General features: G+C 75.1%; 11 protein-coding genes. 5 read left to right on the top strand and 6 right to left on the bottom strand.

Annotated elements, in window-relative coordinates:
• Positions 1-63: 63 nt before the first annotated feature.
• On the bottom strand, positions 64-996 hold the full coding sequence (locus EDC03_RS04610; RefSeq protein ID WP_123379291.1) for a carbohydrate ABC transporter permease: 933 nt from the start codon (positions 994-996) through the stop codon (positions 64-66).
• Positions 997-1,001: 5 nt separating this feature from the next.
• Positions 1,002-1,937, bottom strand: coding sequence for a carbohydrate ABC transporter permease (locus tag EDC03_RS04605; protein WP_123379022.1), 936 nt, complete (start codon positions 1,935-1,937; stop codon positions 1,002-1,004).
• Between the two features lie 228 nt (positions 1,938-2,165).
• Between EDC03_RS04605 and EDC03_RS04600 the strand changes: the two genes are divergently transcribed.
• The gene (locus EDC03_RS04600; protein ID WP_199719938.1) at positions 2,166-3,218 is read left to right on the top strand and encodes a LacI family DNA-binding transcriptional regulator; all 1,053 of its coding nucleotides are present in this window, start codon (positions 2,166-2,168) and stop codon (positions 3,216-3,218) included.
• A 165-nt stretch (positions 3,219-3,383) separates the two neighbouring features.
• Here the strand turns inward: EDC03_RS04600 and budC are convergent, their stop codons facing one another.
• Together budC and EDC03_RS04590 are read right to left on the bottom strand one after the other, a co-directional pair.
• The gene (budC, locus tag EDC03_RS04595) at positions 3,384-4,157 is read right to left on the bottom strand and encodes a meso-2,3-butanediol dehydrogenase (protein ID WP_123379021.1); all 774 of its coding nucleotides are present in this window, start codon (positions 4,155-4,157) and stop codon (positions 3,384-3,386) included.
• 42 nt (positions 4,158-4,199) lie between these two features.
• Entirely contained in the window at positions 4,200-4,493 is a 294-nt protein-coding gene (locus EDC03_RS04590; protein WP_123379020.1) for a DUF4190 domain-containing protein, read from the bottom strand.
• A gap of 195 nt (positions 4,494-4,688) precedes the next feature.
• Here EDC03_RS04590 and EDC03_RS04585 point away from each other — a divergent pair, with 195 nt between their 5' ends.
• Complete coding sequence (locus tag EDC03_RS04585; RefSeq protein ID WP_123379019.1) at positions 4,689-6,332, top strand: phosphodiester glycosidase family protein; 1,644 nt, start codon at positions 4,689-4,691, stop codon at positions 6,330-6,332.
• A 27-nt stretch (positions 6,333-6,359) separates the two neighbouring features.
• On the opposite strand, the gene EDC03_RS04580 is transcribed toward EDC03_RS04585, so the two are convergent.
• A complete protein-coding gene (locus EDC03_RS04580; RefSeq protein WP_123379018.1) occupies positions 6,360-7,427 on the bottom strand; it encodes a DNA polymerase domain-containing protein in 1,068 nt (355 codons plus the stop codon).
• A gap of 291 nt (positions 7,428-7,718) precedes the next feature.
• Between EDC03_RS04580 and EDC03_RS04575 the strand changes: the two genes are divergently transcribed.
• The gene (locus tag EDC03_RS04575) at positions 7,719-11,900 is read left to right on the top strand and encodes an ExeM/NucH family extracellular endonuclease (protein WP_123379017.1); all 4,182 of its coding nucleotides are present in this window, start codon (positions 7,719-7,721) and stop codon (positions 11,898-11,900) included.
• 134 nt (positions 11,901-12,034) lie between these two features.
• Here the strand turns inward: EDC03_RS04575 and EDC03_RS04570 are convergent, their stop codons facing one another.
• A complete protein-coding gene (locus EDC03_RS04570) occupies positions 12,035-13,096 on the bottom strand; it encodes a LacI family DNA-binding transcriptional regulator (RefSeq protein ID WP_123379016.1) in 1,062 nt (353 codons plus the stop codon).
• Between the two features lie 239 nt (positions 13,097-13,335).
• Here EDC03_RS04570 and EDC03_RS04565 point away from each other — a divergent pair, with 239 nt between their 5' ends.
• Positions 13,336-14,640: a sugar ABC transporter substrate-binding protein gene (locus EDC03_RS04565; protein ID WP_123379015.1), complete on the top strand. Its 1,305-nt coding sequence runs from the start codon at positions 13,336-13,338 to the stop codon at positions 14,638-14,640.
• 237 nt (positions 14,641-14,877) lie between these two features.
• Complete coding sequence (locus EDC03_RS04560) at positions 14,878-16,473, top strand: ABC transporter permease subunit (RefSeq protein ID WP_123379014.1); 1,596 nt, start codon at positions 14,878-14,880, stop codon at positions 16,471-16,473.
• The last annotated feature ends 19 nt before the right edge of the window (positions 16,474-16,492 follow it).

Genomic DNA, 16,492 nt, shown 5'->3' with positions numbered 1-16,492 from the left:
TGGTGCGGGACGGGCGGGCCAGGGGGGAGCGGGGGCCGCGGCGGCCCCGGTCCGACGGCGGGGTCACTCCTTGACCCCGCCGGCGGACAGGCCGCTCTGCCAGTAGCGCTGCAGGAAGAGGAAGGCCACGACGAGCGGCAGCACGGTGAGAAGCGAGCCGGTGATGACGAGGTCGAAGATCGCCTCGCCGCCCGCGGTGGCGGCCTGGGCGTTCCACGCGTTGAGCCCGAGGGTGAGCGGGTACCAGTCGGGGTCGCGCAGCATGATGAGCGGCAGGAAGTAGTTGTTCCACGTCGCGACGACGGTGAAGAGCAGGACCGTCACGGTCCCCGGCGCCAGCAGCGGCAGGCAGACCTGCGCGAAGGTGCGCAGCTCGCCGGCGCCGTCGACCCGCGCCGCCTCGAGGAGCTCGGTGGGGATCGCCTCGGACGCGAAGGTCCACATGAGGTAGAGGCCGAACGGCGAGATGAGCGACGGCACGATGACCGCCAGCGGGGTGTTCGTGATCCCCATCTGGCTGAACATGAGGAAGGTCGGCACCGCCAGCGCCGTGCCCGGGACGGCCACCGCGCCGATGACGACGGCGAGCACCGCCTTCTTGCCGACGAAGTCGAACTTCGCGAGGCCGTACCCGCCGAGGACGGCGAGGACGGTCGCGCCGCCGGCGCCGGCGACGACGTACAGCAGGGTGTTGAGGAACCACCGGCCGAAGACGCCGTCGTCGTACGTGAGCGTGCGGACGATGTTGTCGAGGAGGTTGACGTCGCCCGCGAACCACAGCCCGAAGGAGCCGAAGAGGTCGCCCTGGGACTTCGTCGCGTTGATGACGAGCCACACGAGCGGCACCAGCGCGTAGACGAGGACGAGCGCGCAGAGCACCGTGAGGAGGACGGAGCGGCGCGGCCGGTCGACGCGACGGCTGCGCGTCGGGCGCAGCGACGAGGCACGGCGCGACGTCGCCGCGGTGGGGCGGGCGGTGGGGGTCGACGTCGTCACGGCGGTCACTTCTCCTGCCGCAGGCCGCGGAGCTGCACGACGTAGGCGACCACCATGGTCACCAGGCCCATGATCAGCGCGACCGTGGCGGCGTAGTTGTACTGCTGGCCCGAGAAGGACAGCGAGTAGGCGTAGAGGTTGGGCGTGAAGTCGGTCGTGATGGCGTTGGGCGCCAGCGCCTGGAGGATGCTCGGCTCGTTGAAGAGCTGGAAGCTGCCGATGACCGAGAAGATCGTCGCGACGACGAGGGCGCCGCGGATGGCCGGCAGCTTGATGGCCGTGATGATCCGCAGCTGGCCGGCGCCGTCGATCTCGGCGGCCTCGTAGAGGCTGCGCGGCACCGTGCGCAGCGCCGAGTAGAAGATCAGCATGTTGTAGCCCACGAAGGACCACGTGACGATGTTGCCGATGGCGACGAGGACGTAGTCGGGGGACAGCGGCGCGGGCAGCGTGACGCCGAGCGCGTCCTGGAGGTTGCCGACGAGGCCGAAGCGCGTGCCGTACATGAAGCCCCACATGAGCGTGGCGACGACGGCGGGCACCGCGTACGGCATGAAGACCGAGATGCGGAAGAACGCGGCGCCGTGCAGGCGCCCCGAGTCGATCGCCAGCGCCGCGAAGAGCGCGAGGCCGAGCATCACCGGCACCTGGACGACGAGGAAGAGCGCCACCCGCGCCAGGCCCGACCACAGCCGCTGGTCGCCGAGGGCGGCCGCGTAGTTGTCGAGGCCGACGAAGGACGTCCCGCCGACGAGCCGGTCCTGGAAGAGGCTGAGCCACACCGAGTAGGCGATCGGCGCGAGGAAGACGAGGGCGAAGACGGCCATGAAGGGGCCGACGAACCACCAGCCGGCCCAGCGGCGCCGCGTCCCCGCGCCGCGGCGGGGTGCGGCCGCGGCCGGGGGCGGCGTGGCGGGGGCGGGAGGGGCGGCGGCCGTCATGGGCGTCCTCGCTCCGTGCTCGCGGGCGACGGGAGCGTGGCCCCGCTGCGGCGGGCGCCCCGCGGTCGTCGTCGACCTGGGTGGACGTTTGCGTTAACTGCCCGGACAGCATGGACTCCCGCGCTACGTTTGCGCAACCATCTGCCGGGCGGACGTCGTCGTCGGCCCCCGCGAGCAGGTGGCCGGGCCGCTCGGCAGCCGGACCGGCGGACCCAGCGAGGAGGCCCCATGACCGCCGCCACCGGCGCTCCCGGCGGTGCGCCCGGCACCCCCGCCCGCCGCGGCGTGCGGATGTCGGACGTCGCCCGCGAGGTCGGCGTCTCCGCGCAGACCGTCTCGCGCGTCGCCAACGGCGCCCCCGGGGTCGGCGAGCCGACGCGGCGGGTCGTCGTCGAGGCCATGCAGCGGCTGGGCTACCGCCCGAACAGCGCTGCGCGGGCGCTCAAGTCGGGCCGCTTCCGCTCGATCGGCGTGCTGCTGTTCACGCTGTCGACGGTGGGCAACGTGCGGACCCTCGACGGCATCCTCGCCTCCGCGGCGACAGCCGGGTACGGCATCACCGTGGTCCCGGTGCAGCAGCACACGCAGGAGGAGGTCAGCGGCGCCTTCTCACGGCTGACCGAGCTGGCGGTCGACGCCGTCGTCGTCGTCATGGAGGTGCAGCTGCTCGACACGATGACGGTGCTGCTGCCGCCCGGCGTGCCGGTCGTCGTCGTCGACTCCGACGCGGGCTCGCGCTACCCCGTCGTCGACACCGACCAGGCCGACGGCACCCGCCAGGCCGTCCGCCACCTGCTCGACCTCGGCCACGCGACCGTCTGGCACGTGGCCGGACCCCAGGACTCCTTCGCGGCGGGGACCCGCGCCGGGGCATGGGCGGAGACGCTGCGCGCAGCGGGCCGGGAGGTGCCGCCGCCGCTCGTGGGGGACTGGTCGTCGACGTCCGGGTACGAGGCAGGCCGGCGCCTGGCCCGCGAGACCCGCTGCACCGCGGTCTTCTCCGCGAACGACCAGATGGCGCTGGGGGTGATGCGGGCGCTGCGGGAGGCGGGACGGCGGGTGCCGGAGGACGTCAGCGTCGTCGGCTTCGACGACCTCCCCGACGCGGGCGACTACGCCCCGCCGCTGACGACGGTGCACCAGGACTTCCACGAGGTCGGCCGCCTCTGCGTGGAGCTCGCGCTGCGCCAGGTCGCCGACGGGGCAGCGCCCCCGGGGACGACGCTCGTCCCGACGCGCCTCGTCGTCCGCGCGAGCACGGCGCCCCCGCCCGCCCCCTGACCGCGCCGCGTGGCGATGTGCCCGCTCGTGCGGCCGCCCCCTCGCGACGTGCGGCCACGTCGGCCCCCGCGCGACGCTCCTCCCCGCGACGTGTGGCCGTGTGCGCCGGCCCGCGGGGCGGGGAGGCGCGACACGGCCGCACGTCGCGGGGGTGGAGGGGGCGGGTCAGCCGGCGGGCTGGCCCGTCGAGGCGCTCGTGCCGCCGTCGACGGGGACGACGGCGCCCGTGACGTACGCCGCGGCGTCGCTCGCGAGGAAGAGGACGACGGGGGCGACGTCCTCGGGCTCGCCGACCCGGCCGAGCGCGACGCGCTCGACGAAGGGCTCGAGGGCGCGGGGGTCCGACCACACGCCCTCGGTGAGCGGGGTCCGGGTGAAGGCGGGGGCGACGGCGTTGACGCGGACCCCGCGGCCGCCCCAGTCGAGGGCGAGCGAGCGGACGAAGTTCGTCACCGCCGCCTTCGTCGCGTTGTAGGCGGCCTGGCCCCAGTCGCCGCGGTCGCCGGACACCGAGGAGACGGCGACGAAGGAGCCGCCCGAGGTCTCGAGGTGGGGGAGCGTCGCCTTGGCGAGGTGGAAGAAGCCGTCGACGTTCGTGGCGCGCAGCTGCTCCCACGCGTCGTCGGCGAGGTCGGTCAGCTGGCCGCCCTCGTAGCCGGCCGCGTTGCTGACGACGACGTCGAGCCGGCCGTGCTCGGCGACGAGGCGCTCGACGGCGTCGCGCACCTGCGCGCCGTCGGCCACGTCGCAGACGACGGCGACGCCGCGCCCGTCCGGGGCGTCGGCGACGAGCGCCTCGAGGGGCTCGCGCCGACGCCCGGTGACGGCGACGGTCGCGCCCGCCGCGAGGAAGGCCCGCGCCACGGCGGCGCCGATGCCGGAGCCGCCGCCCGTGACGAGGACGACGCTGCCGGTGAAGTCGGAGGTGGTGGTCCGCATGCCCCGATGCTCGCCCGCGCCGCGGACCACCGCCTCCGGGCGTCACATGCCGGTGGTGCCCTGCATCTGCGACATCAGGCCGGCGAAGGCCGTCGCGAAGGTGGCGAAGCCGATGACGTAGAAGACGAGGACGACGGCACCGATGATCACCGCGGCGAGGGCCAGGCCCTTGCCGCCGTCCCCGTTGCGGCCGATCTCGCGCAGCGCGAGGACGCCGAAGACGAGCCCCACCAGCGGCAGGGCCAGGGCGAGCGGCAGGGCGACGATCGCCTTGGTGTTGGTGGACGCGGCGCTCGTGGGCGTCGGCCGCAGGCCGACGTCGGACGTGGTGGACATGGTTCCCCCTCGGGTCGTGGGCGCCCCCGCGGCCGCCCTGCTCGTGATCACAGCGGCAGGGCGGCCCCCGCGCCCGTCGGGGGCGCCCCACCACCCGGGCGGGGCGTCGCGTCACCCGTCAGGGCGGCCTCCCCGACGGGCAGCCGGTGCCCGCCGTCCACCCCGCCGTCACCCGCGCGGGCGGACACTCGGCCGGTGAGCACCCGTCGCCGCGCCCCGCTGCTGCTCGTCGCCGCCACCGTCACGGCGCTCGTCGGGGGGACGGCGCCCGTCACCGCCAGCCCGGTGGCCCGCGCGGCGCCCGCCGCCGTGGTCCCCGACCTGCCGCTCGGGCCCGCAGGTCTCCCGCAGGCCGTGGAGGTCGAGCAGCTCGCCGCCGGCGTGACGCGGACCCGCGTCGTCCGCGGCGCCGTGGACGCGGACGTCCCCTGGGTCGTCGAGCTCTCCATCCCCGCCGGCGCCACGGGGCCCGACCCCGACGCGCCCGCGCGCAGCGTCCAGGACGCCGCGTCCGCCGCCGACCTCGTCGCCCGGCTCGCCGCCGCGGGCTTCCCCGCCGCGGCGCAGCCCGTCCGGCAGACGGCGGCGGCGGACCTGCCCGCCTCCGTCCTCGGGCAGCGGGTGCGTCTCGTCGAGGGCTTCGCCGACCGGGCGGCGGCGCAGGCGGCCGTGGCCCGGCTGCGGGCGGCGGGCTTCACGGCCCGCGACTGGTACAGCGGCTGGGACGGCGGCAGCACGGCCCCCGGCCGGTGGGAGATGGACGTCCTCGTCGTCGACCCCGCCACCTTCGAGGGCGAGCTGGGCGCCTCGTACGGCCCGGACCTCGAGCGCCGCGAGACGGTGAGCGCGCTCGCGGCGGCGGAGGGAGCCGTCGCGGCCGTCAACGGCGGCTTCTTCGTCCTCGACCCGGCCGCCGGTGCGCCCGGCGACCCCGCCGGCACGGGCGTCTACGACGGCCGCGTCGTCTCCGAGCCGGTGGGTGACCGTCCGGCGCTCGTGCTCCACGAGGACGGCCGTGCCGCCGTCGCCCGCCCCGCCTGGCGCGGGACCGCGGCGCTCACCGCCCGCCCGTCCCGCCCGGGAGCGGCGGGGGAGCTGCTCGACCTCGACGGCGTCGACCGGGTGCCCGGCCTCGTCCGCAACTGCGGCGGCACGGGCGACACCCCGACGGACCTGCCGCGGCACGACGTCACGTGCACCGACGACGACGAGCTCGTCGCCTTCACGACGGCCTTCGGCGCCTCGACGCCCGCCGGCCCCGGCCGCGAGGTCGTCGTGGACGCGAGCGGCCGCGTCGTCGCGGTGCAGGACCGGCGCGGCGTCGCCCTGACGGCGGGCCGGCGCTCGCTCCAGGCCACGGGGGACCGGGTCGCGGAGGTGGCGGCGGCGCGGCCCGGTGACCGCCTGCGGCTCCGCACCGCGACGGTCGCGGACGGCCGCTCGCTCGCCGCCCCGGGTGTCTCCGTCGTCAACGGCGGCCCCGAGCTGGTCCGGGACGGGCGCGCCCACGTGACGCAGGCCCGCGACGGCATGGTGCACCCGGACGACCCGTCCTTCGCCTACGGCTGGGCCCTGCAGCGCAACCCCCGGACCTTCGCGGGCGTCGACGGGCAGGGGCGGACGGTGCTCGTCACGGTGGCGGGCCGCCGCCTCGACTCCCTGGGCCTCTCCGTGGGCGAGGCGGCCGACGTCGCCCGGGCCCTCGGGCTGCGCGACGCCGTCAACCTCGACGGCGGGGGCTCGACGGCGATGGTCGTCCGTGGCGAGCTCGTGACGAGCGTCTCCGACGCCACGGGCGAGCGGCCCGTCGGCGACGCGGTCGTCGTCCGCCCCCGCTGACCCGGCCCGCCGGGGGCGTCGACGGCCTCAGGCGTCCGGCCGGTCCCGGTCGCGGCTGGGCTGCACGCGCTTCGGCTCGCCGGGCATCTTCGGGTGGTTGGGCGGGTAGGGCATCTCGCCCTGTCCCTCGGCTTCGTCGCGGTCGGCCATCTGGAGGAGGCCGTCGAGGGAGTGGGCGACGTCGTCGAGGCCGGCCATGGGGTCGCCGCGCTCGGCGAGCAGGCCGGGGACGGTGGCGATGGTGCAGTCGTCGGGGTGGACGTCGGCGAGCTCGGCCCACGTGACGGGGGTGGAGACGGTCGCGGTGGGGGTGCGGCGGGCGGAGTAGGCGCTGGCGATGGTGTGGTCGCGGGCGTTCTGGTTGTAGTCGACGAAGATCGCCGAGGTCCGCTGCTCCTTCCACCAGGCGGTGGTGACGAGGTCGGGCGCGCGGCGCTCGACCTCGCGGGCGAGGGCGATGGCGGCGCGGCGGACCTCGCGGATCTCCCACCGCGGCTCGATCCGCACGTAGACGTGGACGCCCCGGCCGCCGGAGGTCTTGGGGTAGCCGACGAGGCCGAGCTCGTCGAGCAGCGGGTGCAGGACGTCGAGCGCGACCCGGCGGGCCTCCTCGAAGCCGGTGCCGGGCTGCGGGTCGAGGTCGACGCGCAGCTCGTCGGGCAGCTCGACGTGGTCGGCGCGGGTGGGCCAGGGGTGGAAGGTCACGGTCGACATCTGCACCGCCCAGAGCAGAGGCGCGGCGGAGTCCACCCGCAGGGCGTCCGCGTGCCGGCCGGAGGGGAAGGTCACGCGGACCCGGCGCAGGTAGTCGGGCGCCCGCTCCGGCACCCGCTTCTGGTACACCTCCTCGCCCTCGACGCCGTCGGGGAAGCGCTGGAGGTAGGTGGGCCGGTCCCGCAGCGCCCGCACCAGCGGGCCGAGCCCGCCCACCGCTCCGTCGGCGGACGAGGTCGACACCGCGAGGTAGTAGTCGACGAGGTGCCGCTTGGTCCCGCCGTCCGCGCCCAGCGCCGGGAAGAGCACGCGGTCCGGGCTCGTGAGCCGCACGGCGGTGCCGTCGACGTCGAGCTCCTCCGCCGGGGTCTTGCTCGCCACAGGTCCTCCTCCGCGCCGCCGGGCGGCGCGCCTCGTCGTCCGGCCGGGCCCTTCGTCGACCGACGGTCACCACCGGTCACCGTCGGTGCCGCAGGACAGGGTGGCGCTCGTCACGACCCGGATCGGGTCGGGACAAGGCCTCCCGTTCTGCGCCGACCGGACACATGCTGTTCACCCGGTCGGTGCAGTGTCGCGGGCGACCCGCCCTGCCACCACCCACCGGACCCGGGGCCGCCGACCGGCGGACCCGGCGCACCACCTGCGTACGACCGTCGACACCGGAGGACCTCCGTGCCACGAGCACCCCACCCGGCAGCGCGCCCCGCAGCGCGAGCTGCCGCCGCCGCCACCGCCGCCCTGCTGGGCGGCGCACTGCTGGCCGCCCCCGCGGCCGCCGTCCCGGCCCCGCCCGGCAGCCCCTTCATCAGCGAGATCCACTACGACAACCCGGGCACGGACGCGAACGAGCGCGTCGAGGTCCAGGCCGACCCGGGCACCGACCTCACCGGCTGGACGCTCGTCGGCGTCAACGGCAACGGCGGCGCGACCTACTCGCCGAAGGCCCTGAGCGGTGTCGTCGGGGAGTCCGGCGTCGTCGTCGTGGACTTCCCCGGCCTCCAGAACGGTGCCCCCGACGGCCTGGCGCTGCTCGACGCGAGCGGCGCCCTCGTCGAGTTCCTCTCCTACGAGGGCGTCTTCAGCGCCTCCCTCGGCGGGGCCACCGTCACCTCCACCGACATCGGCGTCCAGGAGGACGGCGCCACGGGCACCGCCGACGGCTCGCTGCAGCGGGGCGACGACGGCACGTGGCGCGTCAGCCCGAGCACCAACAGCTTCGGCGTCCGCAACGGCGAGGAGGTGGTCACGCCCCCGCCGCCGGCCGCCGAGTGCGTCACCGACGGCCTCACCGCCATCACCGCCGTCCAGGGGACGGGCCCCACGAGCCCGCTCGAGGGCACGGACGTCGTCGTCCAGGGTGTCGTCACGAAGGACGCCTCCGGCCTCGGCAGCGTCTTCGTCCAGGACCCCGACGCCGCGCCGGGCGCCGCGTCGACCGCTGTCGTCGCCTTCGCCCCGCAGGGCTCCACCGGGGCGACCGCGCTCGCCGGCCTCGCCGTCGGCGACCTCGTCCAGGTCGCCGGCGAGGTGGACGAGTACCAGGGCCAGACCCAGGTCTCGGTCGACGCCGTCGCCGTCTGCGCCACGGGCGTCGACCTGCCCGAGGCCGTCGTCGTCGACCGCCTCAGCGCGACCGACGCCGAGCGCGAGCAGCTCGAGAGCATGCTCGTCCGCCCGACCGGCACCTACACGGTCACCGAGGTCTACAACCTCAACCGCTTCGGCGAGGTCGCCCTCGCCGCGGGCGACGAGGTCCTGCGCCAGGCGACCGACGTCGTCGCCCCCGGCGACGAGGCCCGCGCCTTCGAGGCCGCCCAGCGCGACCGCCAGGTGCTCCTCGACGACGGCAGCAGCACCAACCTCGCGAACGCCGGTGCCGCCCCCGCCTACGGCGCGGCGGACGACCCGGTCCGCGTCGGCGACCGCGTCAGCGGCTTCGGCGACGTCGACTACGTCCTCGACTACCGCTTCGACGCGTGGCGCCTCCAGCCCACCACCGTCGTGACGCCGGACGTCGCGGGCGCCACCTTCGACGACGCCAACCCGCGCACCGCGGCGCCCGAGGAGGTGGGCGGGGACCTCGTCGTCTCCTCCTTCAACGTCCTCAACTACTTCACGACCTTCGGCGGCGAGGCCCGCGGCGCGAGCGACGCGGCCGGGCTCGTGCGCCAGGAGGCGAAGATCGTCGCGGCGATCAACGCGCTCGGTGCGGACGTCGTCGGCATCCAGGAGATCGAGAACGGCGCCGCCCTGGGCGAGGACCGCGACGAGGCGCTGGCCACGCTCACGGCCGCGCTCAACGAGGCCACGGGCGAGGAGACCTGGGCCTACGTGCCCTCGCCCTCGGTGCTGCCCCCGGTGGAGGACCAGGACGTCATCCGCAACGCCCTCATCTACCGCGTCGGTGCGGTGGAGCCCGTCGGCGAGTCCGTCGTCGACGTCGACGAGGAGTGGGTGGGCCGCGCCCGCCAGCCCCTCGCGCAGACCTTCGTGACGCCGGACGGCGACGAGGTCATGGCGGTCGTCAACCACTTCAAGTCGAAGGGCTCGGTGCCCTCGCCGGCCCGCCCCGGCGACGAGGACTCCGGCGACGGCCAGGGCAACGGCAACGCGACGCGGGTCGCGGAGGCCGAGCGCCTGCTCGAGTTCGTCGACGGCATCGAGGACGCCCCCGAGGACGTGCTCCTGCTCGGCGACTTCAACTCCTACACGCAGGAGGACCCGCTCGCGGTCCTCGCCGCGGCCGGCTGGACCGACCTCGGCAGCGCCTTCGACGCCGGCGACACGTACGTCTTCTCCGGCCGCACCGGCAGCCTCGACCACGTCTTCGCCTCGCCCTCGGCGGCGGCGAAGGTGACCGGCGCGGACGTCTGGAACATCAACGCGGTCGAGAGCTACGGCTACCAGTACGACGGCTACCGCCCCTGGTACGCCGCCGACCCGTACCGCGCCTCCGACCACGACCCGGTCGTCGTCGGGCTCGGCCTCGCCGGTGCGGAGGAGCCTTCGGGCACCAGCACCATCAACCTGCTGGGCTTCAACGACTTCCACGGCCGCATCGCCGAGGCGGGCGTGGCGCTGGCCGGCACGGTGGAGGAGCAGCGCGCCCGCGAGGACGTCGACGGCACGCTGCTCGTGTCCGCCGGCGACAACATCGGCGCCTCGCCCTTCGTCTCGTCGGTGCAGCAGGACGCGCCCACGCTCGAGGTGCTCGACGAGCTCGGCCTCGACACGAGCGCGGTCGGCAACCACGAGTTCGACCGCGGCTTCGACGACCTCACCGGCCGGGTGGGCGTCGACGGCGAGAGCGGCCTGGCCGCCTTCCCGTACCTCGGCGCCAACGTCTACGACGCCGCGGGCGAGCCCGCACTGCCGGAGTACTCGCTCCACGAGGTCGACGGCGTGACCGTCGGCGTCATCGGTGTCGTGACGCAGGAGACGGCGTCGCTCGTCTCCCCGTCCGGCATCGAGGGCCTCACCTTCGGCGACCCGGTGGAGGCCGCGAACCGCGTCGCCGCCGAGCTCACCGACGGCGAGGGCGACGAGGCCGACGTCCTCGTCCTCTCCGCCCACGAGGGCGCCCCCGACGGCGCCGCCGTGTCCGAGGGCGAGGTGCCCGAGGGCACGGCGTTCCAGCGGATCGTCGAGGAGACCGACCCCGCGGTCGACGTCATCCTCAATGGGCACACGCACCAGGAGTACGCCGTCCAGGTGCCCGTCCCGGGCGGCGAGGGCACGCGCCCGGTCGTCCAGGCCGGGTCCTACGGCGCCGCGCTGGCGAGCGTCGAGATCGAGGTCGACCGCGCGAGCGGCGACGTCGTCGCGACGACGGCGGCCCTGCTGCCGCTGACGGAGACCCCCGAGGCCGACCTCGTCGCCACCTACCCGGTGGTCGCGGCGGTGGCCGAGACCGTCGCGGCGGCCGAGGACTACGCCGAGGAGGTCGGCGGCGAGGTGATCGGCTCCGTCACCGCCGACATCACCCGCGCCTTCACGGCCGAGGGCCGCGAGGACCGCGGCAGCTACTCCGCGCTCGGCGGGCTCGTGGCCGACACGTACGTGTACGGCTCCGAGCTGGCCCCGGGCGAGCCGGCCGACCTCGGCCTCGTCAACCCCGGCGGTCTGCGCGCCGACCTCCTCTACGGGGAGGACGGGCAGATCACCCTCGCGGAGGCCAACGCGGTCACGCCCTTCGCCAACGACCTCGTCGTCGTCACGGTGACGGGCGAGCAGCTGCTGCGCGTGCTCGAGCAGCAGTGGCAGCCGGCGGGGGCCTCGCGGCCCTTCCTCGCGCTCGGCACGTCCGAGGAGCTCACCTGGTCCTACGACCCGGCGGCCCCCGCGGGCAGCCGGATCATCGCGAGCAGCGTCCGGGTCTCGGGCGAGCCGCTCGACCCGTCCGCCACCTACCGCGTGGCGACGAACAGCTTCCTGGCCTCCGGCGGCGACAACTTCACCGCCTTCGCCGAGGGCACGACGGAGCTGACCGGCCTCATCGACTTCGACTCCTTCGAGGCCTTCCTGCGGGAGAACAGCCCCCTGTCCCCCGAGGACTACACGGACCGCGTGACCGTCGGGGAGGCGCCGGCCGAGGGGCCGACCGTCGTCCCCGCGGCGACCACGGTCCGCACCGGCGACCGCGTCGCCGTCGAGGTGACCGGCTTCGCGGCCCGCGAGGCCGTCGTCCTCACCGTCGGCGGCGAGCAGGTCGGCCGCGTCCGCACCGACGCCGAGGGCGCCGGGTCGACGACGGTGCGGGTGCCGAAGGCCCCGGCCGGCACGTACCCGGGCGTCGCCCGCGGCGTCGTCTCCGGGCTCGAGGCGACCGTGGAGATCACGGTGGTCGCCCGCTGAGGCGCCCCCGCACGACGGAGCCCCCGCAGCCGACCGGCTGCGGGGGCTCTGCCGTCCCCGGTGCCTGAGTGCGCAACTTCTTGCGCGATCGCGCAAGTGGCCTGCGTCACACGAGTGACGTCCGGGGGCGCCCGTCAGCGCGTGCGGGCGCGGCGCGGGCGGGCGACCGGCGCCCGCGGTGCCGGTGCGGCGGCCGTCGACCCCCGCACGACGAGGTGCGGACGGACGAGGAGCTCGCCGCGCAGCGGGTGCTCGCCCTTCAGCTCGGCGAGCAGCGCGCGGGCCGCGGCGGTGCCGACGGCCTCGACGTCCTGGTGCACGGTCGTCAGCGGCGGGTCGGTGAAGTCGAGCAGCGGGCTGTCGTCGCACCCGACGACCGACACGTCCTCGGGCACCCGCAGCCCCCGGGCGCGGGCGGCGCCCACGGCCCCGAGGGCCATGAGGTCCGAGCCGCAGACGATCGCGGTGGCGCCCCGGTCGAGCAGCGCCCGCGCGGCGCTCTCGCCCCCGTCCACGCGGAACTGCGTGTACATGACGAGCGAGTCGACCTCGCCCGCCGGCACGACCCCGGCGAGGTGCCGCCGGACGGCGTCGTGGAAGGCGGCCGTCTTGCGCAGCGACGGCACGTACCGCGGCGGGCCCATGGCCAGGCCGATCCGCTCGTGGCCCAGCCCGACGAGGTGCTCGACGGCCAGGTCCACGGCCACGGCGTCGTCGGTGGAGACGAAGGGGGCGTCGACCCCGTCCATCCGCCCGTTGACGAAGACGGCCGGCAGCCCCCGGCGGAGCATGTCGACGTAGGGCTTGGCGTCCGCCTCCGTGTTGGCGTGCACGCCGGACAGGAAGACGACGCCGGCCGCCTTCTGCTGCACGAGGACCCGCACGAAGTCCGCCTCGTGCACCCCGCCGGGCACGAGGCTGCAGACGACGGGCGTGTAGCCCGCGCGCGCCAGGTGGGTCTGCACGACGAGCGACAGCGCCGCGAAGACGGGGTTGGACAGCTCCGGCACGACGACGCCGACGAGCCCTGCCGCCGCGGGCGGCAGGAAGCGGTCGTCGTAGCCGAGCACGTCGAGGACCGAGCGGACCTTGTCCCGGGTCGCCTGCGACACCCCGGGCTTGTCGTTGAGGACGCGGCTGACCGTCGCCTCGCTGACCCCGGCGCGGACGGCGACGTCCGCGAGCCTCACCTTCACGCCGGGAACTCTAGGGCGCCGGACGTGGTCTGCGTAACGATTCGCGCAAGCGTCTTACGCACCTTGCAAGATCCTTGCTACGGTCCCGCCACGCAGCGCAGCGCACCGGACGACCCCGCACCCGTCGTCCGCCCGGGCACCGACGCCCCGGCCGCTGCGACGGGCCCCGGCCCGCTGCACCGACCTGCACCACCCGTACGTCCCGGCACACCCCTGCACCCGAGCACCGAGGAGCACCCATGCGCATGTCCCTGAGGGCCGTCGTCGCCGCCGCCGGCATCGCCGCCCTGGCCGTCACGACCGGCTGCGGCGGGGGTGGGGACACCCCGACCACGCCGGACGCCGGCTCCACCCCGACGACGGGCGGCGACACCGCGGCCGAGACCACCGGCGCCCCCCAGCGCGGCGACGCCGACCTCGTCATCTGGACCGACGAGCTCAAGATCGGCCCCATCACGGAGATCGCCGAGGACTTCGGCGAGGACAACGGCATCACCGTCGCCGTCCAGGCCGTCACCGACCTGCAGTCGAACTTCATCACCGCCAACGCGGCGAGCAACGGCCCCGACGTCGTCGTCGGCGCCCACGACTGGATCGGCAACATGGTGCAGAACGGCGCCATCGACCCGCTGCAGATCACGGCCGACCAGGTGAGCCAGTACTCGCCGGTCGCGGTGGACGCCGTCACCTACGACGAGCAGCTCTACGGCCTGCCCTACGGCGTCGAGGCCCTCGTGCTCTACCGCAACACCGACCTCGTGCCGGAGGCGCCCGCGACCCTCGACGAGGCCTTCGCCACGGGCCTCGAGCTCAAGGCGGCCGGCACCGTCCAGTCGGCCTTCAACCTGCCCGTGGGCGAGCTCGGCGACGCGTACCACATGCAGCCGCTGTACACCTCGCTCGGCGGGTACGTCTTCGGCCGCGGCGCGGACGGCGGCTACGACGCCTCCGACCTCGGCGTCGGCGACGAGGCCTCCCAGGCCGCCGGCGCGCGCATCGCCGAGCTCGGCGAGGGCGGCTCCGGCGCCCTCACGCGCTCCGTCAGCGGTGACAACTCGATCGCCCTCTTCGCCGACGGCCAGGCGCCGTTCCTCCTCTCCGGCCCGTGGGCCCGGGCGGACGTCGAGGCCGCGGGCTTCGGCTGGGACGTCCAGGCCGTCCCCGGCTTCGAGGGCGCCGGCCCGGCGCAGCCCTTCACCGGCATCCAGGCCTTCTACGTGGCCTCGGCCGGCGCCAACAAGGCCTTCGCCCAGGAGTTCGTCGGCACCACGATGAACACCGAGGAGGCCATGAAGGTCATGTACGACGGCGCGAACATCCCGCCGAGCCTCACCACGCTCCAGGAGTCCGAGGTGGCCGCCGACCCGCAGCTGCAGGCCTACCTCGACGCGGCGAACGCGGGCGAGCCGATGCCGTCGATCCCGCAGATGGGCGCCGTCTTCGAGCCGCTCGGCCAGGCCTACTCGGCGATCATCGGCGGCGCCGACGGCGCCGAGACGATGGTCGCCACCGGCGACACCATCCGCACCGCCATCGCGGAGTGACCCGGCCGGTGCGGGGCGGCGACCGCCGCCCCGCACCGGCAGCAGGAACCCACCCAGCCCTCGAGGGCCGGACCCGCGTCACCGTCGACGCCGGGGCCGCCCCGTCCCGCCGGCCTCCCGGCCGCCGCCCCCGGGGTCCTCCGCCCCGGCCCCAGCCCGTGCCGTCACCGGCCCCCGCAGGCGCGCCCGCACCGCCGCGCCCGGCGCCGGCCGCCCCACCACGCCCCAGGAGGCGCCGTGGTCCAGCAGCTCAGCACCGCCCCCACCGAGAGCCCGGCGGCGCACCCGCCGCCCCGCGGCTCGCGCTCGACGCCGGTCCTCCTGCTGAAGATCCTGCTGCTGGCGGTGGTCCTCAGCACCGTCATCTCCCTGACGCCGGCGCTCGTCGCCGCCGAGCGCTGGGGCTTCCTCGTCTTCTTCTGGGCGCTGGTGCTGCTCGTCGTCGCCGTCTACGCGACGCGACGCGCCATCCCGCTCAAGTACCTGCTGCCCGGGTCGATCCTGCTCTTCAGCTTCGTCGTCTACCCCGTCATCTCGACGTTCCAGGTGTCGCTGACGAACCTCGGCGACGGCACGCGGTCCACGCAGGAGCAGGCGGTCACGCAGATCCTCGGCGCCTCGGTCGTCCAGACGCCCGACGCGCCCCGCTACAACCTCACGGTCGGCACCACCGGCTCCGCGACCGACGGCCCCTTCGCCTTCCTCCTCGTCGACCCGGCGACGGGGGAGGCGTCCGTCGGCACGGAGGACGGCCTCGAGCCGCTCGACGACGCCACGGTCACCGAGGGCTTCGTCACCGCGGCCGACGGCTACACGCTCCTGACGCCGGCCGAGGTCAACGCCGCCAGCGCCGCGCTCGCCGAGGTCACCGTCCCCACCGAGGGCGGGGCGATCCGCCAGCTCGGCATCCGGCAGGCCTTCGAGGGCTCGACGCCCCTCGTCTACGACGAGGACTCCGAGACGATCACCAACACCTCGACGGGCGTCTCCTACACGCCGACGCTGCAGGGGGACCGCGAGTACTTCGTCAGCGCGGACGGCCAGCGGCTGTCGGACCAGTCCTGGGCCGCCGACGTCGGCTTCGCCAACTACGTCCGGGCCTTCACCGACGGGCGCATCCTGTCCGACTTCCTCGGCATCTTCGGCTGGACGCTCGTCTTCGCGACGCTGTCGGTGGCGACGACCTTCGCGCTCGGGACGGTGCTGGCCATCGTCCTCAACGACCGGCGCGTCCGGGGCCAGAAGGTCTACCGCTCGGTGCTGCTGCTGCCCTACGCCATCCCGAGCTTCATCTCGCTGCTGCTGTGGTCGGGCTTCTGGAACACCGACTTCGGGCTCATCAACGACCTGACCGGGCTGTCCGTCAACTGGTTCGGCGGGGCGACGACGGCGAAGGTCGCCGTCATCCTCACCAACCTCTGGCTGGGCTTCCCCTACATGTTCCTCGTCGTCACCGGCGCGCTGCAGGCGATCCCCGAGGACCTCAAGGAGGCCGCCGGCATCGACGGCGCCAGCGGGTTCATGGGCTTCCGGAAGATCACCTTCCCGCTGCTGCTCATCCCCACGGCCCCGCTGCTCGTCGCGTCCTTCGCCTTCAACTTCAACAACTTCAACACGATCTTCCTGCTCACCGGCGGGGGGCCCTTCACGCCGGAGAACCCGACGGCCGGCGGGACCGACCTCCTCATCAGCTACACGATCCGCCTCGCCTTCGGCGCCAGCGGCGCCCAGTTCGGCTTCGCGTCCGCCATCGCGGTGCTGCTCTTCGTCATCACGGGCGTCGTCGCCGCCCTGCAGTTCCGCCTGACCCGTCGACTCGAGGACGTGCTCTGAGATGACCACCCCGGACCTG

This window comes from Pseudokineococcus lusitanus (assembly GCF_003751265.1).
Classification (GTDB): Bacteria; Actinomycetota; Actinomycetes; order Actinomycetales; family Quadrisphaeraceae; genus Pseudokineococcus; species Pseudokineococcus lusitanus.
The sequence above is the reverse complement of the archived record's forward strand: the minus strand, read 5'-3'. Positions and strand labels throughout refer to the sequence as shown.

Excerpts from the sequence above, each read along its gene's own strand:
- EDC03_RS04605 (WP_123379022.1), bottom strand. The coding sequence starts at position 1,937 with ATGACGGCCGCCGCCCCTCCCGCCCCCGCCACGCCGCCCCCGGCCGCG.
- EDC03_RS04600 (WP_199719938.1), top strand. The coding sequence starts at position 2,166 with ATGACCGCCGCCACCGGCGCTCCCGGCGGTGCGCCCGGCACCCCCGCC.
- budC (WP_123379021.1), bottom strand. The coding sequence starts at position 4,157 with ATGCGGACCACCACCTCCGACTTCACCGGCAGCGTCGTCCTCGTCACG.
- EDC03_RS04590 (WP_123379020.1), bottom strand. The coding sequence starts at position 4,493 with ATGTCCACCACGTCCGACGTCGGCCTGCGGCCGACGCCCACGAGCGCC.
- EDC03_RS04565 (WP_123379015.1), top strand. The coding sequence starts at position 13,336 with ATGCGCATGTCCCTGAGGGCCGTCGTCGCCGCCGCCGGCATCGCCGCC.